At 45.3% G+C, this 21,629-nt stretch carries 27 protein-coding genes; 14 read left to right on the top strand and 13 right to left on the bottom strand.

Features of this window, described 5'->3' with window-relative positions; genetic code table 11:
* Nucleotides 1-44 precede the first annotated feature (44 nt).
* A complete protein-coding gene (locus ASG02_RS04450; RefSeq protein WP_035408095.1) occupies nucleotides 45-329 on the bottom strand; it encodes a hypothetical protein in 285 nt (94 codons plus the stop codon).
* Nucleotides 326-628, bottom strand: a complete 303-nt coding sequence (locus ASG02_RS04445; RefSeq protein ID WP_056061265.1) for a DUF2089 family protein — start codon at nucleotides 626-628, stop codon at nucleotides 326-328. The genes ASG02_RS04450 and ASG02_RS04445 overlap by 4 nt, the downstream gene beginning before the upstream one ends.
* A gap of 187 nt (nucleotides 629-815) precedes the next feature.
* Between ASG02_RS04445 and ASG02_RS04440 the strand changes: the two genes are divergently transcribed.
* Genes ASG02_RS04440 through ASG02_RS04430 form a run of 3 tightly spaced genes read left to right on the top strand, consistent with a single transcriptional unit; the run spans nucleotide 816 to nucleotide 2,876 of the window.
* Entirely contained in the window at nucleotides 816-1,229 is a 414-nt protein-coding gene (locus tag ASG02_RS04440; RefSeq protein ID WP_056061264.1) for a DUF4064 domain-containing protein, read from the top strand.
* Nucleotides 1,230-1,257: 28 nt separating this feature from the next.
* Nucleotides 1,258-1,947 (top strand): ABC transporter permease, encoded by a 690-nt coding sequence (locus ASG02_RS04435; protein WP_056061261.1) that lies wholly within the window; start codon nucleotides 1,258-1,260, stop codon nucleotides 1,945-1,947.
* Nucleotides 1,947-2,876, top strand: coding sequence for an ABC transporter ATP-binding protein (locus ASG02_RS04430; protein ID WP_056061259.1), 930 nt, complete (start codon nucleotides 1,947-1,949; stop codon nucleotides 2,874-2,876). Before ASG02_RS04435 ends, ASG02_RS04430 begins: the two co-directional genes overlap by 1 nt.
* Before the next feature lie 118 nt (nucleotides 2,877-2,994).
* Here the strand turns inward: ASG02_RS04430 and ASG02_RS04425 are convergent, their stop codons facing one another.
* Nucleotides 2,995-3,327 (bottom strand): hypothetical protein, encoded by a 333-nt coding sequence (locus ASG02_RS04425; protein WP_056061255.1) that lies wholly within the window; start codon nucleotides 3,325-3,327, stop codon nucleotides 2,995-2,997.
* 75 nt (nucleotides 3,328-3,402) lie between these two features.
* On the opposite strand from ASG02_RS04425, the gene ASG02_RS04420 reads away from it, so the two are divergent.
* The gene (locus ASG02_RS04420) at nucleotides 3,403-3,978 is read left to right on the top strand and encodes a hypothetical protein (RefSeq protein ID WP_056061252.1); all 576 of its coding nucleotides are present in this window, start codon (nucleotides 3,403-3,405) and stop codon (nucleotides 3,976-3,978) included.
* Nucleotides 3,979-4,083: 105 nt separating this feature from the next.
* On the opposite strand, the gene ASG02_RS04415 is transcribed toward ASG02_RS04420, so the two are convergent.
* The 3 genes from ASG02_RS04415 to ASG02_RS04405 are packed head-to-tail and all read right to left on the bottom strand — an operon-like array spanning nucleotide 4,084 to nucleotide 6,993.
* Nucleotides 4,084-5,043: an iron ABC transporter permease gene (locus ASG02_RS04415; protein WP_056061948.1), complete on the bottom strand. Its 960-nt coding sequence runs from the start codon at nucleotides 5,041-5,043 to the stop codon at nucleotides 4,084-4,086.
* A gap of 5 nt (nucleotides 5,044-5,048) precedes the next feature.
* Nucleotides 5,049-6,032 carry an iron ABC transporter permease gene (locus ASG02_RS04410; protein WP_056061249.1) on the bottom strand — a complete coding sequence of 328 codons (984 nt, stop codon included), beginning with the start codon at nucleotides 6,030-6,032 and terminating at the stop codon, nucleotides 5,049-5,051.
* A 58-nt stretch (nucleotides 6,033-6,090) separates the two neighbouring features.
* Nucleotides 6,091-6,993, bottom strand: a complete 903-nt coding sequence (locus ASG02_RS04405; protein WP_369814199.1) for a Fe(3+) dicitrate ABC transporter substrate-binding protein — start codon at nucleotides 6,991-6,993, stop codon at nucleotides 6,091-6,093.
* Nucleotides 6,994-7,194: 201 nt separating this feature from the next.
* Between ASG02_RS04405 and ASG02_RS04400 the strand changes: the two genes are divergently transcribed.
* Both ASG02_RS04400 and ASG02_RS04395 read left to right on the top strand, forming a co-directional pair.
* On the top strand, nucleotides 7,195-7,938 hold the full coding sequence (locus ASG02_RS04400; RefSeq protein ID WP_056061243.1) for an arylamine N-acetyltransferase: 744 nt from the start codon (nucleotides 7,195-7,197) through the stop codon (nucleotides 7,936-7,938).
* A gap of 5 nt (nucleotides 7,939-7,943) precedes the next feature.
* Nucleotides 7,944-8,414, top strand: a complete 471-nt coding sequence (locus ASG02_RS04395) for an 8-oxo-dGTP diphosphatase (protein ID WP_056061240.1) — start codon at nucleotides 7,944-7,946, stop codon at nucleotides 8,412-8,414.
* 44 nt (nucleotides 8,415-8,458) lie between these two features.
* On the opposite strand, the gene ASG02_RS04390 is transcribed toward ASG02_RS04395, so the two are convergent.
* Genes ASG02_RS04390 through ASG02_RS04380 form a run of 3 tightly spaced genes read right to left on the bottom strand, consistent with a single transcriptional unit; the run spans nucleotide 8,459 to nucleotide 10,777 of the window.
* Nucleotides 8,459-9,163, bottom strand: a complete 705-nt coding sequence (locus ASG02_RS04390) for a DUF554 domain-containing protein (RefSeq protein ID WP_056061239.1) — start codon at nucleotides 9,161-9,163, stop codon at nucleotides 8,459-8,461.
* Nucleotides 9,164-9,179: 16 nt separating this feature from the next.
* The gene (locus ASG02_RS04385) at nucleotides 9,180-10,112 is read right to left on the bottom strand and encodes a multidrug resistance efflux transporter family protein (protein ID WP_056061236.1); all 933 of its coding nucleotides are present in this window, start codon (nucleotides 10,110-10,112) and stop codon (nucleotides 9,180-9,182) included.
* The gene (locus ASG02_RS04380; protein ID WP_056061233.1) at nucleotides 10,112-10,777 is read right to left on the bottom strand and encodes a GntR family transcriptional regulator; all 666 of its coding nucleotides are present in this window, start codon (nucleotides 10,775-10,777) and stop codon (nucleotides 10,112-10,114) included. The genes ASG02_RS04385 and ASG02_RS04380 overlap by 1 nt, the downstream gene beginning before the upstream one ends.
* A 141-nt stretch (nucleotides 10,778-10,918) precedes the next feature.
* Here ASG02_RS04380 and ASG02_RS04375 point away from each other — a divergent pair, with 141 nt between their 5' ends.
* The 6 genes from ASG02_RS04375 (at nucleotide 10,919) to ASG02_RS04355 (ending at nucleotide 15,082) form a co-directional block, all read left to right on the top strand.
* Nucleotides 10,919-11,242 (top strand): PadR family transcriptional regulator, encoded by a 324-nt coding sequence (locus ASG02_RS04375; RefSeq protein ID WP_056061231.1) that lies wholly within the window; start codon nucleotides 10,919-10,921, stop codon nucleotides 11,240-11,242.
* A 1-nt stretch (nucleotide 11,243) separates the two neighbouring features.
* Nucleotides 11,244-12,002: a hypothetical protein gene (locus ASG02_RS04370; protein ID WP_056061226.1), complete on the top strand. Its 759-nt coding sequence runs from the start codon at nucleotides 11,244-11,246 to the stop codon at nucleotides 12,000-12,002.
* Nucleotides 12,003-12,128: 126 nt separating this feature from the next.
* Entirely contained in the window at nucleotides 12,129-12,542 is a 414-nt protein-coding gene (locus tag ASG02_RS04365) for an SRPBCC domain-containing protein (RefSeq protein WP_035408123.1), read from the top strand.
* Between the two features lie 194 nt (nucleotides 12,543-12,736).
* The gene (locus tag ASG02_RS15930; RefSeq protein ID WP_308102102.1) at nucleotides 12,737-12,871 is read left to right on the top strand and encodes a DUF2164 family protein; all 135 of its coding nucleotides are present in this window, start codon (nucleotides 12,737-12,739) and stop codon (nucleotides 12,869-12,871) included.
* A 713-nt stretch (nucleotides 12,872-13,584) separates the two neighbouring features.
* Nucleotides 13,585-14,490, top strand: coding sequence for a YafY family protein (locus tag ASG02_RS04360; protein WP_035408125.1), 906 nt, complete (start codon nucleotides 13,585-13,587; stop codon nucleotides 14,488-14,490).
* 76 nt (nucleotides 14,491-14,566) lie between these two features.
* Entirely contained in the window at nucleotides 14,567-15,082 is a 516-nt protein-coding gene (locus ASG02_RS04355; protein WP_056061223.1) for a DinB family protein, read from the top strand.
* Between the two features lie 92 nt (nucleotides 15,083-15,174).
* Here ASG02_RS04355 and ASG02_RS04350 read toward each other — a convergent pair whose 3' ends face one another.
* Both ASG02_RS04350 and ASG02_RS04345 read right to left on the bottom strand, forming a co-directional pair.
* Entirely contained in the window at nucleotides 15,175-15,738 is a 564-nt protein-coding gene (locus ASG02_RS04350; protein ID WP_056061221.1) for a GNAT family N-acetyltransferase, read from the bottom strand.
* Between the two features lie 15 nt (nucleotides 15,739-15,753).
* A complete protein-coding gene (locus ASG02_RS04345) occupies nucleotides 15,754-16,989 on the bottom strand; it encodes an MFS transporter (RefSeq protein ID WP_056061218.1) in 1,236 nt (411 codons plus the stop codon).
* A gap of 99 nt (nucleotides 16,990-17,088) precedes the next feature.
* Between ASG02_RS04345 and ASG02_RS04340 the strand changes: the two genes are divergently transcribed.
* Together ASG02_RS04340 and ASG02_RS04335 are read left to right on the top strand one after the other, a co-directional pair.
* Nucleotides 17,089-18,723 carry an ABC transporter substrate-binding protein gene (locus ASG02_RS04340; protein WP_235514001.1) on the top strand — a complete coding sequence of 545 codons (1,635 nt, stop codon included), beginning with the start codon at nucleotides 17,089-17,091 and terminating at the stop codon, nucleotides 18,721-18,723.
* A 139-nt stretch (nucleotides 18,724-18,862) separates the two neighbouring features.
* Nucleotides 18,863-20,002 carry a globin domain-containing protein gene (locus tag ASG02_RS04335; RefSeq protein WP_056061212.1) on the top strand — a complete coding sequence of 380 codons (1,140 nt, stop codon included), beginning with the start codon at nucleotides 18,863-18,865 and terminating at the stop codon, nucleotides 20,000-20,002.
* A gap of 49 nt (nucleotides 20,003-20,051) precedes the next feature.
* Here the strand turns inward: ASG02_RS04335 and ASG02_RS04330 are convergent, their stop codons facing one another.
* Both ASG02_RS04330 and ASG02_RS04325 read right to left on the bottom strand, forming a co-directional pair.
* Nucleotides 20,052-20,792 carry a sugar nucleotide-binding protein gene (locus ASG02_RS04330; protein WP_035408136.1) on the bottom strand — a complete coding sequence of 247 codons (741 nt, stop codon included), beginning with the start codon at nucleotides 20,790-20,792 and terminating at the stop codon, nucleotides 20,052-20,054.
* A 23-nt stretch (nucleotides 20,793-20,815) separates the two neighbouring features.
* Nucleotides 20,816-21,454: a hypothetical protein gene (locus ASG02_RS04325; protein ID WP_056061209.1), complete on the bottom strand. Its 639-nt coding sequence runs from the start codon at nucleotides 21,452-21,454 to the stop codon at nucleotides 20,816-20,818.
* Nucleotides 21,455-21,629: the final 175 nt, after the last annotated feature.

The raw sequence follows: 21,629 nt of genomic DNA, 5'->3' as shown, positions 1-21,629 counted from the left end.
GATCTCTCTCAAGATCGTCTGTATGTGAAACTATATGTACGACTTTACAGCGTATCGTGGACTCGCATTCGTTCTAGTTCTTTTTCTTGATTCTTTTTTAAAGCTTTTCGACCACGCGACCATTGTTCCCAAAGTGAAATCAACCCGATTCCTAAAATCAACACGTAGGCTAATAGGCTATTATATCTACCATCAAAGTAACGCCACGTCATCACGATCACTAAAATGATCGGCATGATGATGCCGAGATATGGATTGTGACGACTCGATAAGAAATACTGTATTCCTAAACAGATACTGATAAGTAAAGCAGAAACGAAGAAATTCATTGATTGTTACCCCTCTCAAGTCGATATTTTTCGATGATTTTTTTGGCATCCTCAATCGTGATGCGATCCTCGATTGCCATTTGTTTAATATATGTGATGAACGGTTCATTCTCGATTTTCTCATTCACTTCGATTTTCTGAATGATACGATCGACACGAATTCGGACGGTCGGATAGGACACATCATAATGTTTTGCTAGTTCCTTCAAGGAACCTGAGCTTACGATGAATTTTTTCACGAATTCCACTTCTTCCAATTCTAGAGATAAAATCCAATCGGGAACATCATCTTTCTTCATTTACCATTTCCCTCCCATGTATTCACAATAGCATTTATTTAAATAAAGTTAAAGTATTTTTGATTTTAATTAAACATTTAACCAATAAAAAATTAAAATATATTCATTTTCCCACTTGTCATAGAGATTCAAGTCATGGTAGTTTAGGAATGTCAAATCGGAAAAATAAGGAAAAGGAGTGTTTTACTTGAAAAGAACAACAGAGTACATATTTGCAGTCATTGGTATCGTTTTGTTTGGATCATTGTGCTTAGGCGGTTTTCTATTGTCTGGCTCGATTGCGGATCACGCTGGCATGAAAGATTTGGTCGATCAATTCATTCGCGATGAGAACATCACGGATGTCACGGCTAATCAAATCCTCACATCCTTTCAACAATTCTTCTTGTACCTTGGTGCCGTCTCGCTCTTATGTACATTAGGAGGCATCTTCTCAATCGTCCGGATTCGCAAAAACGGTTCTGCTGGAAAGCTATTGATCATTACAGCGATTCTCGGGGGAATCTTTACGTTACTCGCCGGCGCCTTCGGTTCAATCGCTTACTTGATTGCCGGTATCACGAATGTATCAAAGAATAAGAAGCTAGCGCGACAATATTAATCTTACTTAGAGAAAGGTGCGTCTACATATGTTTGCCATTACGCTTCGCGAATTCAAATCACTTTTTCAAAGCATCCGCGCCATCCTGATCATCGTCGTCTTGTTCGGCGTGACGACTGGTTCTGCTAAACTCGTCAGCCAGTTCAAAGAGCAACTCAGTGATCTTGGTCTAGGTAACAATGCGTATATCATCGGATTGATGTTACTTCTGTTTTTAGCTGCTCCTTTATTCGTGACAAGTATTTCTCATAGTAGTGTCAATAAAGAGATCGAGTCGAAGACGATTCGTTTTCTTGCAACAAAAACGTCCCGTGAAAACATCATTTTCGGGAAGTTTTTAGGCAACGTATCGTTTTGGGTCCTCTGCCTGACAGTTGCCTTCATATTAATCGTTCCGTTTTCAAAGTCGTTTCATTTCGTCGATTTGATTCAAAGCATCATCTTCGTCTCTTATTTCATTGGATTGTCGTTGTTTCTTTCAACAGTCGTCAATAATTCCTCGATGACGATGTTCGTCGGAATCTTCATCTCGATCGCGCTTCCGGTCATCGGGATGTGGAGTCTTATTTCGAAGAATGTCATCGTTGATACGTTGTCTTACTTAACGCCGTATTATTACTATACGCAAGAAAACACTGCTTATACTTACCTTGTTTTGATTCATATCGCTGTTTTCGTCTTGACGACTCTGATTATCTTTAAAAGGAGAGATCTCTGATGTTAGCCCTTCGTGCAACCAATCTAACGAAACAATACGGCAATAAGAACGTCGTCAACCAGCTGAATCTCGAGATCGAGCAAGGGGCTATCTTCGGATTCCTAGGTCAAAATGGCGCCGGTAAATCAACGTTCATCAATATGATCACTGGACTGGTCCGCCCGACGTCCGGGACGTTCGAGTTACTCGGAGCGCCGAACGATTCCTTGAAAGATGTCCGAACACGGATAGGTGTTCTACCGGATTACTCGACCTTTTACGAAAACTTCACGGCGCTCGATCACTTGAAGTATTTCAGTAAAGTCCTTGGTCTGAAGACAACAACGGATGAGTTGAAACAAGTCCTCCGTGAAGTACAACTCGAAGACGCGATTGATATGAAAACGAAGAACTACTCGTTCGGGATGAAAAAAAAGCTCGGCATCGCCCAAGCTTTAATCAATCGACCGGATATCTTGTTTTTAGATGAACCGACTTCTGGCGTCGATGCCAACTCGATTCTCGGAATTCACTCTTTGATTCGCAAGATTGCAGCAGACGGAACGACGATATTTCTAACGTCCCACAACTTGGACGAAGTCGAAAAACTATGTACGGAGATTGCAATCATGCAGGACGGATCAATCCAAACGCAAGGTACGATGGAAGAGTTACGGGAACAATATGAGAAAAACATCACTGTTCATGTCAAACATGCGTTGCTCGACAATGAGATGCAACTACACTTGCAGTCCAAGTTGTCGACGCTTGCGAAAGACGTCAATGTCTCCCCGACTCAGTCAACGTTCATCGTCCAAAGTGAACAGGATATTGCGACGATCAATTCTTATCTTGTCTCACAACAGATCCATGTCTATCGACTCGAAGTAGAAGAAGCGTCCTTAGAAGAAATCTTCTTGAATCTAGGCACAGAAAGTCGCTCGGCTTAAACACTCGTTTTGAATCGATACATTATGAATTAAAAATCAGGCTTCCTAGCATCGTGAATATACGATGTCAGGAAGCCTGATTTATGTAGCTCAATTCTATTTTATATAAGATACCACTTTAAGGACCCGTACCGCAGGAAACAGCATACTTTTCCGCGTTTACCTTCTTTGAATAACAGATAAAAGGTGTTCCTCCCGTTTCACTTTTCCAATCATACCAAAACATATGGTACCGTTCTGCAACAGGATCTTGTTCCGTAATGACCGCAAAGTAATTTTGATAGTAATAGCCTTGTTTGTATAGTTCGTGTCTAAGAGCACCTTTAGGCGTAGCATCCGTAAACAGAATAGGTGATAGTACCGGCATGAGTAATACAATGAGGGCTATAACTCCTAAAAATAGTACCAATACTTTCTTTTTCCTTTTTTTCTTAAAATTCGATTTACTCATTTTTATTCCCTTTCCTTTTTTGGTTTTTTTTGTTATATAATAACATGAATCAAACAATAGAAAGAGGTCGCGATCGTGAAAAAAACTATTTTTTCATCCCTCACTTTAGGTGTCATCCTATATGCTGGTTTCTTATGGAGTAATGCGATTGCCGATTCTAATGTTGCACAAGAAAAATCTAAGAGTAGCATCACAGAGGAACAAGCCTTCAATTTTTTCACTACAGTGCTTGAGCAACAAAAAGCAGATTTCTTGAACAATACTCCGTTAGCGCATACTAACCTTTCAAAGTTATCTGAAGGGGACGAGGCCGTATTGATTTTTCTATCCACTACGGAAGTCGATAAAATTCAGCTGAATTCATTCAAATACAACATTTCTGATGTCAAAGTCTATTCAGAGAATCAAAAAAATTATGCTGAAGCGTATGTCACACGAACTTTTAACTTCGGAAAAAGTGGTCTTGAAACGGGTTTAGGTGATCAATTGGTACTTGAAATTCCATCACATGTAGACGATCAAAGCACATCGGTTTCTTCGAGTAAATTAACCATTGAATCGAATCCAAACGCTAATAACGTTTCAGTTGATGAATTTTTAGAAAAGTATAAAGAGGAAATAGAAAAATCAAACCAACTTGAAGCCAAATAAATATAGAAAGATGTCGCCATGATTCGTCAAGTGCGTACTTCTTTCCTTTCATAAAAATGGAGTCCTTCGCGTAATCGCTAGGACTCCATTTTGGTAGATCGAACATCATGCCGTCCGTTCTCTCCGTAAAAGATACAGGAAATACGGCACACCGATGATCGCTGTGATCAATCCGGCTGGTACTTCAAGTGGTGGATGTACCCCTCGACCGAGTGCATCCGCCACGACGAGTAACCCTCCGCCGAGCAACAGCGCCATCGGCAACACAGCAAGATGCTTATGACCAACGAGACGCCGTGCCATATGTGGCGCAATCAGTCCGATGAAACCAATCGCACCGACCGTCGCGACGGCAACACCAGCTAGAATGACCGCGAGCGCCAAGAAGATGTGCCGCGTCCGCTGAATTGGTAATCCGAGACCGATACTGACTTCTTCACTGAGTGATAAGACATCGAGTTGACGATGGCGATAGAAGATGATTGCACCAATCACGACGAGCACGGGCGCTAAGATCATCACTTCCTGCCACCCTTTCCCGAACAGACTCCCAGCGAGCCAGACGAGTGAATCGTTCGTTTGGAGCGGAAACTTGATCAACAAGTATTCCGTCCCGGAAGCACAAATCGCACTGACCGCGATACCAAGTAACGCAAACGAACTGCGGGAGACATTCCCACCCCGCTCAAGCATCATCAATGCCAGCATGACGAGTGCTGCTCCGATAAAAGCAGCGATTGGTGTTAACAAGAGCGGACCATCCGGCACGAGGGCAATCGTTAAGACGGCGAACAGTGACGCACCATTCGTCACACCGATCACGTCAGGCGAAATCAATGGATTACGGATGACACTTTGTAAGATGACTCCGGCAAGTGAGAAACTCGCACCTGCTAAGAAAGCAAGAACAGCTCGCGGCAGACGGTAATTTTGGACGATGAAGGCATCCTTTCCACCAAAGAACGACTGCCATAGTTCCGATAACGATAACTGAATCGAGCCGACCGACAGTAAGGCAAAACTCGCGAAGAACACGAGCACCGCAACAATCAAAATCCGACGCATGTCTTTCATCGTAATCCCCCTTTCATCTGACGACGTGCCAGAACAAGGAAGAATGGTGCACCGAGCAATGACGTCACGATGCCGACTGGTGACTCATACGGATAGGCGATGAACCGCGCGAGGACATCGGCATACGTCAGCAGAAGTCCACCGATGACGGCAGCGACCGGCAGAACGATCCGGTAATCTTCCCCGACGAGGCGCCGCGTGATGTGCGGAACCATTAATCCAATGAAACCGATCGCTCCGGCGACGGCAACAGTGACGCCTGCGAGTAAGACGACGCTGATCCCAGCAAGCAAGCGAATTCGCGTCACTTTTTGACCGAGACCGACCGCGACGTCTTGTCCCAGTTGGAAGACAGCGAGCGATTTCGCGAGACTCGCCGCAAGAAGCAAACCGGCAAGCGACCACGGTAAGACGATCCGTAGTTCAAGCCAGCTCGCGTCACTGAGCGAACCGGACAACCAGTACAAGACGTTCGTGATCCGGTCGTTGAACAAGATCAAGCCTTTCGTCAGCGACGTCAACAAGAGATGGATCGCCATCCCGACGAGGGCAAGTTTTAATGCTGTCATCCCGCGAACGGAGGCAAACGAAAAGACAAGCACTCCACCGACTAAGGCACCGGCAAAGGCGAAGTAGATCAAATTTGCCGTTCCGAGCGACGGAAAGACGAGAAGGCTTAAGACGACGAGAAATGACGCACCGGCATTGACACCAAAGACTTGCGGTGAGGCGAGCGGATTTCGTGTCACGGCTTGCATGATTGCCCCTGCAACGGCAAGATTCGCTCCGAGCAACAATCCGAGTAAGAGCCGCGGTAAGCGCAGATTTGTCAGGACGAGCCCTGCTTTTGATGTCGTGCCACTGATCCACTCTTGGACTAAGTGAATCGGATTCATCTGTGTGATGCCAAAGAACAGGCTACTATAAACCGCCAAGCAACCGAGTAATAGAAGTACAAAAATCAGACGTTTCCGCTGCACCGGATGGTTCCCCTTTCATCAAGACGAAAAGCCAGATTGCTCCGGCTTTTGTCGTTCATTATTTCTGTTGTAACAATTGAATCGCTTCGTCAACGATCTGTTCTGCAGCGTCAAGTCCTCGATAGCGTGTCCAGAGGTCACGATTGACTTCATAAACTTCTTTGTTCTTAACCGCTGTGATCTGATTCCAGAGCGGGTTGTTTTTCCACTCCTTCAGCAGTTTCGGATCGGCTTCCGCCATGAAGATGACGTCCGGATCCCATTTGACCATCTGCTCTAACGTAATCGTAACGGTAGGTTCCGCTGTTTTCGTAACAGCGTTCTCGATACCGATCTTCTCGAGTAATTCACCATCAAACGACGTCTCACCGTGTGCCGTCAGTGAATCGGCGCGGAAGACACCAACCATTACTTTTCGGTCGTCGTTTGGATCCACCTTTTTCTTCGCTACATTCAATCGTTCTTCATGCAGGGCAAGTCGGTCATCCATCTGTTTAGTTTTCCCGACTGCTTCCGCAATCGTCTTGAACGATTCGATGTTCTCTTCGTACGTCGCATTCCGACTCTTCAAGATGATCGTCGGTGCGATTTTTTGCAGTTGCTTGTAGATTCCTTTATGACGGTTGAAGTCGCCGATGATTAAATCCGGCTGCAAGGAACTGATCACTTCAAGATTCGGTTGTTGACGTGTACCGACTTCCGTGAACGCGATGTCTTTTCCGAGTAATCCGGAGACATCGGTCTTATTTTCTTGTGCGATTCCGACTGGTATAATCCCAAGTTCGTCTAACGCATCAACGAATGAGTATTCAAGTGCGACAATCTTCTTCGGGTGCTCCGGCACTTTCGTTTTTCCTGCCTCATGCGTAATCGTCCGCGTCTTTTCGTTTGTTTGTTCTGCTTGACCTGAACAGGCCGCAAGCATCAAACTGCTCAACAGGAGGAGCGTCAACGCTGTCATCCAAGTTTTCCGTCTCATGATGAGACCTCCTTTAGTTCGTGATTCGACATTGAGAATCATTCTTAATTAATCCTGTTTCAGCATATCAAAGATTCCCATCGAACAAAAGGGTTATCCTTATTTTCAGATAATATATGCTCAAATTCACATTTTCTGAAGCAATATGGGATAATCAGTTAGTAGATAAAGGAGGGATTACAGATGGATTGGATGAAAGACTTGGAACAACGGCTCGGATTTTCGCTTGAGACGATCACGTTTGATCAGTTACCTCGCTTACTCGAAGCCTTTGCCTACCAGTTACCGTTTGAGAATACGACTGTGCTTGAGAAACGAATCCGTCCGTTTAACGACGAGCGCTTCATTGAAACGTTTCTGACGGAGCGACGTGGTGGTGTCTGTTATGACTTGAACGGACTGCTGCATCGTGTCCTACAAGAACTGAATTGTCCCGTTCGCCTCGTACAAGCGACCGTCTATGATCAGAAATCAGCAGCCTGGTCAGCGACGGGACCGACACACGTTGCAATCATTTGGAATGAGACACACCTACTTGATACCGGCTTCGGTGTCAATTTACCGCTCGTTCCGGTTCCGTTGAGTGGGGAGACGGTTCATTCCGCTAGCGGTAGTTACCGGATTGGCAAAGGTGATGTTCTCGAAATGCAGCGGACAGGACAAGCCGAGTTCGTGACTGGCTACAAGTTCGACCGTGAGAAGGCAATTACAAAGGGTGACTTATCGAAAATGGAACAGATCATCCAGCAGAGCGAAGCTTCACCGTTCAACAAAGGTCGTCTCATCGCAATGCGGACTCCAAGCGGTCAAAAGACGTTGACCGAGCAGACGTTACGAATCGAAGACACGACGACGACCGAATTGCCGGTCGCAGGTCCCGCTCAATTCGAGATGCTGTATCAGTCTCACTTTTTAGGACAGGAGTAATGAACATGGATCGATATACGCTTTGTTTAATTCGCCACGCGGATAGTTTTTTACTCGTCAACCGCCAAAAACGACCAGCGATGGGCATGTGGAACGGTGTCGGCGGCAAGATTGAACCGGGCGAGACACCGGAAGTTGCTGTCATCCGCGAGACGTTCGAAGAGACCGGCATCCCGTTAGATTCGGTGACACTAAAAGGCATCGTTCGCTTACACGGGGAAGAAACGTCTGGCATGTATCTCTATCTTGCTGAACTAAAAGACCGCCCATTTCCGACACCGGTCATGACGATCGAAGGCATCCTTGATTGGAAAACACTCGACTGGATCTTAAACGATGAAAACATGGGAATCATCAGCAATCTCCGGCATTACTTACCGGTCGCTTTGTCAACGGATCAACCGTTGTTGCATGACTTCCATTACGATGGACATACAATCACTGCTTACGAGACACACGAATTGATCGAGACATAAACAGAAAATCCCCACTCGTCCGTTATCGGATAAGTGGGGATTTTTCATGAGAACAGATGGAGACCGGTGACGATAACTGCGACGATGACGATTCCCGGTAACAAGTTCGCAACACGAATCTTCGTGATGCCAGCGAGATTAAGACCGATTGCCGCAATCATCACCCCACCAGTCGCCGTCATCTCAAGAATAAATTCCTGCAGTGCGGCGTCGGGAATGAATTTCGTGATCGCAACAGCACTTAATGCAATCGCCCCTTGATAGAGAAAGACGGGAATCGCTGAGAACATGACACCGATCCCGAGCGTTGAACTAAGGACGAGAGCCGTAAAACCGTCAATCAATCCTTTCGTATAAAGGACGTCGTGATCCTGGCGTAGTCCACCGTCGAGGGCTCCTAACACACCCATCGCGCCAATGACGAAAATTAACGTCGCTGTCACGAATCCTTCCGCGATGTTCGACGGACGACCACGACTGATCTTACGTTCGAGCCACACTCCCATCCGGTCGAGTTTCTCATCGAGCCGAAACCACTCGCCGATTGCACCACCGAGAACAAGACTACCGATGACGATCAAGAAGTTCGTGCTTTTCATCCCCATCTGCATTCCGAGCACGACGACAGCAAGTCCAATCGCCTGCAGGACGGTCTCCTTCATGCGTTCCGGAATCCGGTGGAACATTAATCCAAGCAACGTCCCGATGATGATCAGGACGGTATTGACGAGTGTACCTGTTAAAACCATCTGACAGCCTACTTTCTCAATTGATTTTTCGTTTAGCGGAACGAACGACGGTTCGCTCTGCCTGATTCAAACTATGCAACGTCATCCCGAGCATGACGAGGATGATTCCGAGTGTCGCGAGTCCCGTTGGTAGTGCCGCGTGAAGGAAAAGAATCTCTCCGAATACGGTAAAGACAATCTCGAACGATTGCGTTGCTTCGATCGCTGCTAACCGAACCGGATCTGTCCGAACGAGCGACGTCGCGTAGAAGAAAAGCGACGTTGCGATGACGCCGGAGAACAACGCGACGAATCCGGACTGGGTCACTTGATTGACACTCGGCAATCCGACCTGTATGTAGGCAATCACGGAAAGAACGATCCAAAACGGTAGACTGGCAAGTGTCATTCCGAGAATCCGTTCAAACACATCGAGCTCGTTCCCATAGCGTTCCATCATCTTCCGGTTCCCGAGTGGATAGGCAATTGCCGCGACGAGGACCGGTAAGGCACCGAACAACAGTGACTGCAGCGATAGGCTTCCCGCGACCGATAGTTGCATGACGACGACACCGAGGACGATCAGGACGGAATACTTCAGTGCTGACCACGGGATCCGTTGGTTGAACAAGGGGGCAAGCAACGGTCCCGCTAAAATCGTCAACTGCCATGTCCCGGCAATCAACCAGCCTGGTGCGTAGTCAGCAGCAAAACAGATGCTGCCGTAGAACAGTCCGAAGCCGATCGTTCCATACAGTAACCAAAAGCCGATATCGGCTCGAAGCGCCTGGAAGACGCGCCCGATCCCCCGTCGCATCATGACGATGACGATAAAGAACGGCAACATCAGGAAAAAGCGAAGCGATGCACTATAAATCCAGTGACCGCCTGCCCCTTGCATCGATTGATTCAAGATGAAGGTGACGGCAAAAAACATTGCCGCTAAAATTCCATAAATGATCGGTCGCATCAGCTCTCCTCCTTTAGTGTCGAGACGAGTAGACGTCCGAGCCCGTTCCAATTATGCTCCGTCGCCTGGACGAGTTGCTCGACATCCTGTTGTTGACATGCATCTAAAATCGTTGCATGATCGGCAATCGACTGGCGTCCGAGACGATCAAACTGAGCATATTCGAGCCGGCGGATCAACGGGGTCAACCGACGGATTGTCTCTCGTAGTTGATCGTTTTGACTGCGCTGCACGAAGACATCGTGAAAGGCATCGTCAAGTGCTAGTGCCGCCTCTGTATCCTGCTGATCAATTGCCGTCGTGAATTGTTGATGAATCGACTTTAGACTCGTTAGATCGTCATCCGTCAGCATTGGTCCTGCTAAACGCGCCGCTAACCCATGCAGTGTCGCAATGATTGGATAGGTTTGCTGTGCCTGTTCGGCATCGAGTTCCGTCACGATCGTCCGTGAACCCCGTTTTGCTAAAATCAATCCCTCCTCTTCGAGTCGTTTCAAGGCTTCGCGGACCGGTGTCCGACTGACACCGAACGCTTCCGCGAGTGCTTGATCGTTCACCTTTTCTCCTGGGGCAAGACGTAAGGTGATGATGTGGTGTTGCAAGCGTCGATACACTTCCTCACTTAAAGGAAGTCGTGCAATGGCTAAATCATTTGTAGGTTTCATACAAGTAATATATTACATATCAATTCATCGCGAAAGCACCATCCTAAAATTCATTGGATTTATTTTACTCACTACCTTGCAATACAAAATAGCATAGCGTATCATTACCTTGTAATACCAAGTAGCGAAAGGAAGATGCGGATGTCATCGACGCAAATGTTAAAAGGAATTCTCGACGGTTGCTTACTCGCACTGATTGCGGAAGAAGAGATTTATGGCTATGAACTGGCGACGAAACTGAAAGCGTACGGATTCGCCGACATCAGTGAGGGAACGATCTATCCTCTATTGATTCGGATGCAAAAACTGGACTGGATCGAAGCAACCTCTCGCGTCTCCCCGTCCGGTCCAAAACGAAAGTATTATTCGATCACGACGAGCGGTGTTGAAGAACTCGCCGCTTTCAAACAAAGATGGCATCACCTTTCAACGAGTGTCGAAAGCATTTTAAAGGAGGACGAATGAGATGACCCTATCGACGGAATCAACACGATTTTTGGAAGACTTAAAGGTATACCTACTTGCTTCGGGTAAAAATGAATTGGCGACGAACGAGATTGTCAAAGAACTCGAAGATCACCTGATCGAAGCGGAAGCAGACGGAAAATCCGTTCGCGCGATCACGGGTGATAGTCCCGCTGATTACATCCAATCGATTTCTAAAGAGATGGCATTTGATCCAAAAGAAGCGTTTTGGATCGTCTTGCAAGTTTTTCTCGGCGCATCCAGTTTTCTCTATCTTCAAAACCTCTTGAATGGTACAACGACGTTCAGTATCTTGCTCGTTGGCGGTTTCCTGTTGATTAGTGCCGTTTACCTGACCACCTTGGCGTTTCTCTTCCGTCAAGATGCTTTACGTGATGGAGCGCGCCCTCTTATCATGCGTTACGGCATTCATGGTAGTATTCATTTTCTGTTAATCGTCGGACTATTGATCGTCAACGGACTTGTCGATTCACCAAAGATCACGTTATCCCCAAGCGTCAGCTGGATGATTGGTGCCCTATTGATTCTCTGGATTCTCGTCACGGCATGGAAGACGAAGACATGGATTTTGCCGAGTGCATTGCTCGTCTATTTTGTTCCCCAAATCATTCTCCGTTCTGTATTTGATTGGTCGGAATTGACCTCTGTACTCGTCGGATATGCTGTTGCTGCCATTACAATGACAGTCGCTTTTATTCGCGAATCTAAACAAGATCAGTCAAACGTCTCAAAGCACTGAAGCAACGATTTGGTTCTGATACTTAAAATGACCTCAGCGCTAAGATCATTTTTGTATATCATTGAGAAAAAATTGAGGATAGAATTAGAATAAAATATATTAAAAAAGAATAGGTGGTTGTAAACGATGAATCAATCTGTGAAAGATATTCAACATTCCATTAAGATCAACAATCCCATTGAACAGGTATGGGCGAATGTCTCGACGGCTCGCTCTTTATCTAAATGGTTTATGCCAAACGACCTTGTCGCACAAACAGGATGTGTGTTTCATATTCAATCTCCTTTTGGTCCATCTCCTTGCACGGTATTAAACGTACAACCAGAAAGAGAATTATCGTTTAGTTGGGATGAAGATGGATGGATCGTGACCTTCTCCCTAACTCCATTGAACGACCTTACCCTTTTCACTGTGACACACAGCGGATGGAAAAACGCTGATGACCTTGTGCCGAAAGCAAATCAGCCACAAGGTCGTGTCCGTAACTTTATGGACCAAGGTTGGGATGGGATGCTTCAGAAATTGAAAGCAACATTTTAAAGGAAGGCATGTACATTTTTTTACGACAAAATATAGACTGTGATTTTAAAATACATTCTCTTGTAATTTTTTTAGATCATTCAGAGATCAACAAAAATAAAGAGAGTGTCGTTATGTTCAATCGATTTAGTAAAGAACAACAACAAATTATCCAGTCTATTTAAGATTTTTTCTTAGAAGAGCGCAACGAAGAGCTGTCTGAGTTCGCCGCAGAACGTGTTTTTGATTTCATCAAAGAGTCAGTTGCTATTCACTTTTATAATATTGGAATTCAAGACGCTCATGCGGCTGTGTTAAGTCATTCGCGTCACTCGACGATGAATTGTTAACGCTCAAGCGTCCCGTATCTCCATAATATATTTTTTAGCAGAGATCTTTTGTCATCCTCTACAAAAAAGTATGCGCCGGCGCATACTTTTTTGCTCTTTAGCATTCACTTTCAACTATGTTTCATTAAAATGTATCTCATTATTTTTTTATCGAACCATCCATTGTTCATTTTATAGGATGACGGATCATTTCAGTCGAATGTATTGAATCATTTTGTAAATAAAGTATAAAACGACTATAAAAATAAAGACGTTTCCTAGCATACTTATGGCTGCAACCTGATTCATTTTTTCCCACTCTCCTTCTTATTTAGATAAGGACTTTATTTGAATTGAACCGAATTTTAACATACTTCCTTTTCCATACGTAACCCTTGATTTTACATTTTTATGATTCATAAGTAATTTTCATTTTTTTGGTGTTAGCTTCCCGACTTCAAAGTGGTAGCTGTCTTATCGCCGAATAAATTCTTAAAGAAATAGGTCAAAATTACATATTGAATTAGATTCACAACTCAAACATATCTAATAAGATAAGGAAAACCACAAAAAGTATGCGCGATGCATACTTTTTTCTTTGGATTTTGATTCAATTCATTACGAAGTACTTTTTAATCTCTCCATAGAACGAATAAATCAATTATACTAAACGTAATTATTTGTATGGAATGACGGTTCAAACTATAGTCGTGCTTAATACAAAGGAGAATTTTTTGAAACTCGAACGATTACTGACTATCATATTTAAGTTACTGCATCGCTCTACGATCTCGGCCGCTCAATTAGCTAGTGAATTAAATGTCTCTCAGAGAACGATTTATCGAGATATCGAAACCATTAGTGCAGCTGGAATTCCCGTTACTTCTTATCATGGAACTAATGGAGGTTTCGGTATTATTGAGAATTATAAATGGGATAAGACCTTTTTAAATGCGTCTTCTATGGTCGATGTTCTATCTTTAATGAAAAGTTTATCAGCGCAATTACATGATCAAGATTTAAAAAATACGCTAGAACGGCTATCGATTCTTACGACAGAAGAACAAAATAACCATTTACACATTGATTTAGCTGATCAATCCATTGAGCCTACTTTCTTAATTGATCTTCAAAAGAGTATCAAAGAATCAAAAAGAGTTCTGTTTCAATACATCAGTGCTCAAAAGGAACAGACCATTCGAGAAGTAGATCCCATTTTTCTACGATATAAATTTCGTACATGGTACCTTTATGCTTATTGTTATTTAAGAAATGATTACCGCGAATTCAAAGTGTCACATATGCTCAACCTTCAAAGACTTTCAACATCTATTCAGGATAACCATCCCATTCCTGGAGACAGAGCTGTCGTGAAACCCGCACGGGAAAGTATCACGTTAAGAGTTCATCCTGAATCCATTCATGTAGTCTTAAACCATTTTCAGCATCAATCGATGGTTTTTGAAGAAGATGGTAGTGTTACGATGACTTTATTGTTACCTTCACCTTTACATGCGGAATGGTTAATCAACATTTTATTAAGCTTCAGATCAGGTGTAGTTGTTATTCATCCCTTGTACTTACAAGACATATTAAGAAATGAAGCCAAAAAAATAGTTAATCTATATGAGGATATATGACACTCAGATGTCATATATCCTTTTTTATAATGAACGTAGTTAGACAGTTCTTACTACAATTAAAGGAGCGATTTGGATGAATGCCGGAAAAACGATGTATGAATATCACAACTGGGCGATGCAGTTGATGTTAGATCATATGGATGCATTACCTGAAAATCTATTAAATAAAGAGGTGAAAAGCTCTTATCCGACAATCGCTAAAACACTTAGTCATATTCTTGCAGTTGATACTATGTGGATTCATTTTTTAGAAAAAGTAGAATTTCAACAAGCGCTACAAGATGCGATGAGTCAATTACCATTAACTGATGCATATACAATTGAAGAATTCAAAACAGCATTCAAAAATATAGCATCAAAGTATCAACTATTTATAAATCAGAACTCAAATCTTACTATGACGATACATGTGGATAATCCTTGGTCTGGTCCACGGGAAACGACTTTTGAAGAAATTCTTTTACATGTAGCCAATCACGGTACGTATCACCTGGGGAACATTACTACCATGTTAAGGCAGCAAAATGAATCCTCATTGATGATGGATTATTCTCTTTTTTGGTATGAAGATATGAAAGTTAAGCCATAACAGAATGTATTCGTTTTTAATGTCTATTTAGACATCACTATATAAAATAAAAAGGCGTGCACCGGTGCACGCCTTTTTATTTTATCTATTTATCAATTCCCTTGTATTGCTTCATACCGCTCACGCGTCCAGTTATAGACATGACTCGTTACGGTCCGTCCGTCGATTCGCTCTAATACGAATGGTCGGTCAAGAACAGGTTTAAAACCGAGTTTCTCAACGACACGGCGTGACTGGTCATTAAAATCAAAGTGACCACACCAAACGACATCGATCGGCAGTTCCCGGAAGATGAAATCAAGTATTGCTTCAACGATTTCCGGCATCCGCCCTTCTCCCCAGTAGTTAGGCGCGAGGACATAGCCGATCTCGACTTGACGGTCATGGGTGATTGAATCGTCCGGCCGACGATTAAAGTGAAATCCGAAGCTCCCGATGACTGCCCCCGTCTCCTTATCGGTCACGGCATATTCACCAGGTGACGCTTGGAAAATGCCAATCACTTCCTGGCTTTCGTCAAGTGACGCATGCGGCGCCCAGCCTGCTTTTGGTCCAACATTTGGATCCTTCGCGTAAGCATACAATGCGGCTGCATCGTTTTCTTGCCAACGGCGTAACAGGTGCCGTGGTGTTTCGATAGTATCTGGTAAGTTCATCTGTATTCCCCCTTATTAAGATACGTTTCGCTCTCGTTCGACCGATTCCTTCACGAACAGACTCGTATAGACTAATCCAAATCCCGTCAAGAGGATCAATCCGAGGTATACACTCATCATCGACGGGATCAAGAATGTCCCGACTAGAATCGTCGACCGAGAGAGTAAGTCTGCTCCAGCAAACGACGTTCCGGCGAACGCTGAGTACGCTCCGCGTTGATCCGCCGGCATCATGTTCGCTTTTTGTGTGTTTAAGACCGGAGAGTAGAGCAACTCGCCAATCGTTGCGATGAAGATGAAGACCATCAGTGCCGTCATACTGTTGGCACTCGTCACGACGACGTAACCGATCGTGTACAGCATCAGACCTGCAGCGAGCGTCCAGCGCGGAGACAGACGCTTCGCAAGCCGCTGGACGATGAACGTCAACGTGACGACGAGCAACGTATTTTCGATGTTGATGATACTCATCATCCGAACCCCGTTGATCGACCACCCGGTAAACGATAGTGGTTCAAACGAATCAGCGAGGCGGACAGCGACGTAACTCCCCATCGAAAACTCAGCCGCTAAGATACACATCGAACCAAAGACGACCTTGACGAACGGACGGTCCCGCCAAGCGAGTTGATAGCTTGTAAAGATATCCGTGATGACACCACGTAGTTTCTGACGTTGCCACGTCCGTGGTGTGTCGTCGAGAAACAGGTAGTACGCAATCGGTAAAACGGACGACGTAAAGCTCAAGATCCAAAACAACAGCAATTGATTACTGACGTAGAGCCAACCTCCGAGCGCCGTTCCGATGGCGATCGAGAGATTGATCAACCAGTAGTCGAGCGCGTAGACCGCTTGGCGGTTCTCCTTCGTCGTCGCATCGATGATAATCGCCCCCATTGCCGGACGACCAAGATTACTCGTCACCGAGAAGACGGCGTAAATGACCATGAACAGCAGCATCCAGTCGAGCGTCAACGAGATCGCCATCGTGATGAACGTCAACGCCGTGAGCGCAGATGTCGTGACGAGTAGGCGTTTACGAGAGAAGCGGTCGGCGAGATATCCGCCGAGTAGATTGGTGATGAAGCTGACGAAGACCATCGCGATCAAAAACGCACCGGCGATGACTTCGTTGAATGCCTTGACGAACAAGAGAGCCATGAACGGCATGATCGAAAACGAGACAGCGCGGTTGAAAAACGATGTGATGAGACGTACTTTAATTGGTTTCGGTATTTCTTTCCATTTCATATTGTCACCTTCCATTCTCTACCTGTATCATAAACAAGACAATACATAAGAAAAATGGACGTCATATAAAAAAGATGTCCCCTTTTAAGGAGGATGAACATGATGGATGCTTATCTTTTTATGTTATGGAAGACTTGCCGAAATGGACATTATCCGATCACGACACTCGCGGAAGCGATCCATTTAAGTCCTAAACAAACAAAACGATATCTCAATAAATGGCAGGAAGAAGGCTGGATGAATTACACGAGTGGTCGCGGACGGGGCAACTTAAGTGAACTCGTCTGGTTACGCCACGTCGAACGGGAGTATGCGAAACGGATGCTCGAGCGGATCGACCGTGATTCGATCGAATCAGTGACGGAAGAACTGTCGTGGGACTGGTCACCGGCACAAGCAGGACGCTTCATGCGCCAACTCGAGCGAAAGTTTGGCTATACGCAAACGACATCGGACGCCTTGCTGATTCCTCGGAAACGCAACTTCTTGACGACACACCCGTTAGAAGCAGCTGACATTCATAGTGCTCACCTCGTCCAAAACGTCTTCAACCGTTTGTTTACGATTGACGTCGACGGCAACATCCAAGGCGAACTGGCACATCACTATGCCTGGAATGGTCCGATGCTCAGTCTCTTCTTACGTAAGGACGTCCGCTTTCATGACGGTTCCCTCCTGACGAGTAAGGAGGTGACGAAGAGTCTCCGTGCTCTGATCAACTATCCGGCTTATGCCTCTTCTTATCGGCACGTCAAACATATCGTCTCAAACGGTCCGTACCGGGTCGATCTCACACTCGATCAGCGCAGGAGTTCGATTTTGCCGCAGCTCGCCTCGATACATACGAGCATCATCAAAGATGGCATTGGAACGGGACCATTTCAACTGACGCAACATGACGATAAGAAAACCGTTCTGACGGCATTTCCGAATTACTTTGGCATCCGCGCCCTGCTCGACCGAATTGAGTTCATCCAGATGCCGGAGCAATATGACCCGGTCTACCGGACATCAGCATCTGACTCCAGTCCGATTGATACGATCGCGACGCAGTCCGGATTTGGTCTCGTCTTTCTCCATCCACGCGCCGGTGGTCCGTTTGAATCAAAAGCAGCGCGACATTATATCCATCGGCTCATCAAAGAAGTCCGTGATGGCATTCATGACTTCCATGAACGGACACAACCGAACGACTCTGGTTTTCTTGAGTCCTATAGTCCATCGTATACCGTCCCGGACGGTCCTGCTGTTTTGTTCACGCAACCGATCCGGATCAAGTTGACTGATTTTACGGACAAAATAACACGTTGGCTCTGTCAGCGATTTGATCAGGACGGGATTCCGTATGAGTTCGTCGAAGTCGGATTCGAAGAGAGTATTACGGATTTTCATGTCTACGATACGATCGATCTCGCCATTCATGCCGAAGTGTTCGAGCGGAATGTCCAGTACGCCTTCTATCAGTTCATGACGAATACTTTTTCACCACCGATCCGGCTATTTCAGCAGATGCCCGAGATGCTGACATGGATTGAACAATACGATACAACACCGTTCGAAGACTGGCTTCCGATTCATCAAGCAATCGAACGCTACTTGATTAACGAATCGTATTTCATCCCGTTCTATCACGATACACGACTAATTCCGTATCCGATCGAGCTGCAAAATATCACGATTGATTCATTCGGTTATTTTGATTTCTCAAAGCTCTGGATATCCAATCAATCGTGACGAATCCTTGTCGATATTTTGACTTGCTTGTGACAAAACGCACGAAGTTCTTTAATCTAGTATTTTAAATGTTGTATTAATGACGAGGCTACGAAATACTAAGACTGTGTTCATTACTTAGTGAAAAGGAAGTGGTCTTATGTTATCAACCTCTACCATTCAAATCGTTCAATCAACCGTCCCGGTCCTTGCATCGCATGGCGCCGCAATTACGAAAGTCTTTTATCAACGTTTATTTCAAGCTCATCCAGAACTCAAACATGTCTTCAATCAATCGAATCAACGGAGTGACCGACAATCGCAAGCACTCGCTACAGCCGTTTATGCCGCTGCTGCTCACATCGATCGACTCGAGACGTTAAAACCAGTCTTATTACCAGTGCTGCATAAACACCGGAGTCTACAAATCAAGCCGGAGATGTATCCACTCGTCGGTCAAGAATTACTCGGAGCGATGCAAGACGTCTTAGGGGAAGCCGCAACGCCTGCAATCCTGCAAGCGTGGGGTGAAGCGTACGGGGAGATTGCCGATTTGTTCATCACACTCGAAGCCGAACTATACACGCAGGACGAACAGGCGAAAGACTTTTCCGGTTATCAGTCCGTCAAGATTTCGGATATCCAGGAACAAGCAGACGGCATCCGCTCGCTGACTTTCAAAACGGACAATCCGCTCCCTGATTATCGAGCAGGGCAATACATCACGATACGGATTCAAGATAGCGACGGCTTATGGCACAATCGTCAGTACAGTCTGACGACGGCATCAAACACGACGACTTATACGATTGGTGTCAAACGAGAAGGCATCGTCTCGAACTACTTACATGCAGCTCGAATCGGTGACACGGTGTTAATCAGTGCGCCAGCTGGGGCCTTCACGCTTGATGCATCAGGTGAACCCGTCGTTCTGATTGCTGGTGGAATCGGCATCACACCGATGCTTGCGATGGCAGACGAATCTTTAGCTGCTGGTCGACAGGTAACGTTACATCACGCCGTCCAAGACGAACGCAATCGTCCATTTAACGAGCAACTTGCCTTGCTTGAGCAGCGTGGCGCACGCGTCATTCGCTACGCAGAGCATCAGGCGACGGATCAAGTAGGTCGCCTGCCGAAAGACGTTATCGCAGGCATCACGGATCCGACATACGTCTGTGGGCCGGAAGCGATGATTCAATACGTCATTAAACACTTCACGGCGTCACCAGATAAACTGCATTACGAAATCTTTGGACCAACGCTTGCTTTTGCCGCGGAAACGCCAGTCACGCAGTAAAAAACATCCCGCTCTCTTTGATACAGGTCAAGGAGAGCGGGATGTTTGATTAGAGTGGCAATCGTTCTGACAACGAACGGACCAAAACGACATCTGTCGCCATCCGGTTATCCCGGCGCGGTTCATCGACTGGTTCAATCGTCCAGTTTTTCGCGTGGAGTGTATTTAAGGCATGCGCTAAATCGTACATCGAATAACGATCGTTTCCGTTCAACTGATAAAGCCCCGCTTCGCGTTCAAGTAAAATCGTAACGAGCGCTTCTGCTGTATCTTCAAGCAACGAACTCGACGGATACCAGTTTCGACTTGCTTGAATGACACCGTGTTGCTTCATCTCGTTCGTGAAGAAGTCGACCATGTTGTTCGAACCTGCCTCCGTCCCGATCTGCCAGCCGATTCGGACGATTTTTGCTTGAGGATCAATTGCTTGAATCGCTTGCTCGCAAGCAATCTTATAGGCACCATACTCATCGGTCGCATCCGGTACAGCGTCCTTTTCAATCGGTGCTGGTACGTCGTCCGAAAAAACAGATACTGTACTCGTGAAAAAGAACGGAATCTGATATTCCTGGCACAAACGGACGAGCGCTTCCGTCCAACTGACGGACCCCATCCCAATATGTAGGAAATAATCCGGTCGTTCCGTTTCTAAAAACGTCCGCATCTGAGACTCGTCAGTCGTTGAGACTTTCGTCCGATCCCACGCGACTGTCTCGATATCGTGCTTTGCTAAGACGTCCGCAACGACAGGCGCTACCGTACCATTCATGCCTGTAATAATCGCTTTCATGATGATCCATCCTCTCTTGTCATCTACTCATTTTGATTGATGTCTAAACTTTGAATCGCTCGACCTATCGCTGGTAACGAATAAGCGAGATCGATCCATGTATTCAGTACCTCTTCATAGTATAATCCATCGTTTCGCATGACTTCCTCAGTGTTATGACGATCCTCCTCAAAATCTAAGACAAGACTCATCAAATCATAGTGATTGCTTGAAAAATCGTTTACTTCCCAATACAGATATTCTTCTTCTTTGACGGCAGGCAACTGCCTCATTTCGGTCTGGAATTGTTCACTCGCTTCACCATATCGATTTCGTGTCTCGTCAATCGAGGAAGGATACACTTGAAAAGGGGTTTCGTCATATAAATGCTTCTGGTAAAACCATTCCCAAATGATCTGCCAATTTTGTCTCAGCATGAAAAAATACTCATAGTTTGTATCCCAGTGACTCCAGGCAAAATCAAACGAGCGAAACATGGTTTTGTCAGCCGTTCGGGCACGAAATACTACCTTATCCGGTAAACGCTCTTTCAGTAATTCGTGTTCTAAAAAGTTTTCGTTGCTACGTATGTAAAATTGCTCGATTGTTTCTCTTCTTTGTTCGACGATCCAATAAAAGAAGATATCCAATTGATCGATTTGTAGCGGACTCATTTTCTTCATGTTGTTCATTCCCCATAATCAAGACATCATACTCACTTCACTAAAAAAAGAACCTGAACAAGGTGTTCAAGTTCTTGTTACTTTCATCCTAATTTTACTCCGAAACGCCTTCCGTTGCCATTCGACGCCATAGTACATTCAAAAAGACCGTCATCCCACTGATCGGAATCAAAAA

Origin of the sequence: Exiguobacterium sp. Leaf196 (assembly GCF_001423965.1) — a bacterium.
Classification (GTDB): Bacteria; Bacillota; Bacilli; order Exiguobacteriales; family Exiguobacteriaceae; genus Exiguobacterium_A.
The sequence above is the reverse complement of the archived record's forward strand: the minus strand, read 5'-3'. Positions and strand labels throughout refer to the sequence as shown.

What these genes read in the sequence shown, in the direction of transcription:
- ASG02_RS04375 (WP_056061231.1), top strand. Translation starts at nt 10,919, where the DNA reads ATGTCATCGACGCAAATGTTAAAAGGAATTCTCGACGGTTGCTTACTC.
- ASG02_RS04415 (WP_056061948.1), bottom strand. Translation starts at nt 5,043, where the DNA reads ATGCGTCGGATTTTGATTGTTGCGGTGCTCGTGTTCTTCGCGAGTTTT.
- ASG02_RS04370 (WP_056061226.1), top strand. Translation starts at nt 11,244, where the DNA reads ATGACCCTATCGACGGAATCAACACGATTTTTGGAAGACTTAAAGGTA.
- ASG02_RS04430 (WP_056061259.1), top strand. Translation starts at nt 1,947, where the DNA reads ATGTTAGCCCTTCGTGCAACCAATCTAACGAAACAATACGGCAATAAG.
- ASG02_RS04380 (WP_056061233.1), bottom strand. Translation starts at nt 10,777, where the DNA reads ATGAAACCTACAAATGATTTAGCCATTGCACGACTTCCTTTAAGTGAG.
- ASG02_RS04395 (WP_056061240.1), top strand. Translation starts at nt 7,944, where the DNA reads ATGGATCGATATACGCTTTGTTTAATTCGCCACGCGGATAGTTTTTTA.
- ASG02_RS04355 (WP_056061223.1), top strand. Translation starts at nt 14,567, where the DNA reads ATGAATGCCGGAAAAACGATGTATGAATATCACAACTGGGCGATGCAG.
- ASG02_RS04350 (WP_056061221.1), bottom strand. Translation starts at nt 15,738, where the DNA reads ATGAACTTACCAGATACTATCGAAACACCACGGCACCTGTTACGCCGT.
- ASG02_RS04345 (WP_056061218.1), bottom strand. Translation starts at nt 16,989, where the DNA reads ATGAAATGGAAAGAAATACCGAAACCAATTAAAGTACGTCTCATCACA.
- ASG02_RS04400 (WP_056061243.1), top strand. Translation starts at nt 7,195, where the DNA reads ATGGATTGGATGAAAGACTTGGAACAACGGCTCGGATTTTCGCTTGAG.
- ASG02_RS04435 (WP_056061261.1), top strand. Translation starts at nt 1,258, where the DNA reads ATGTTTGCCATTACGCTTCGCGAATTCAAATCACTTTTTCAAAGCATC.
- ASG02_RS04390 (WP_056061239.1), bottom strand. Translation starts at nt 9,163, where the DNA reads ATGGTTTTAACAGGTACACTCGTCAATACCGTCCTGATCATCATCGGG.
- ASG02_RS04340 (WP_235514001.1), top strand. Translation starts at nt 17,089, where the DNA reads ATGATGGATGCTTATCTTTTTATGTTATGGAAGACTTGCCGAAATGGA.
- ASG02_RS04425 (WP_056061255.1), bottom strand. Translation starts at nt 3,327, where the DNA reads ATGAGTAAATCGAATTTTAAGAAAAAAAGGAAAAAGAAAGTATTGGTA.
- ASG02_RS04405 (WP_369814199.1), bottom strand. Translation starts at nt 6,993, where the DNA reads ATGACAGCGTTGACGCTCCTCCTGTTGAGCAGTTTGATGCTTGCGGCC.
- ASG02_RS04335 (WP_056061212.1), top strand. Translation starts at nt 18,863, where the DNA reads ATGTTATCAACCTCTACCATTCAAATCGTTCAATCAACCGTCCCGGTC.
- ASG02_RS04330 (WP_035408136.1), bottom strand. Translation starts at nt 20,792, where the DNA reads ATGAAAGCGATTATTACAGGCATGAATGGTACGGTAGCGCCTGTCGTT.
- ASG02_RS04365 (WP_035408123.1), top strand. Translation starts at nt 12,129, where the DNA reads ATGAATCAATCTGTGAAAGATATTCAACATTCCATTAAGATCAACAAT.
- ASG02_RS04445 (WP_056061265.1), bottom strand. Translation starts at nt 628, where the DNA reads ATGAAGAAAGATGATGTTCCCGATTGGATTTTATCTCTAGAATTGGAA.
- ASG02_RS04385 (WP_056061236.1), bottom strand. Translation starts at nt 10,112, where the DNA reads ATGCGACCGATCATTTATGGAATTTTAGCGGCAATGTTTTTTGCCGTC.
- ASG02_RS04325 (WP_056061209.1), bottom strand. Translation starts at nt 21,454, where the DNA reads ATGAAGAAAATGAGTCCGCTACAAATCGATCAATTGGATATCTTCTTT.
- ASG02_RS04450 (WP_035408095.1), bottom strand. Translation starts at nt 329, where the DNA reads ATGAATTTCTTCGTTTCTGCTTTACTTATCAGTATCTGTTTAGGAATA.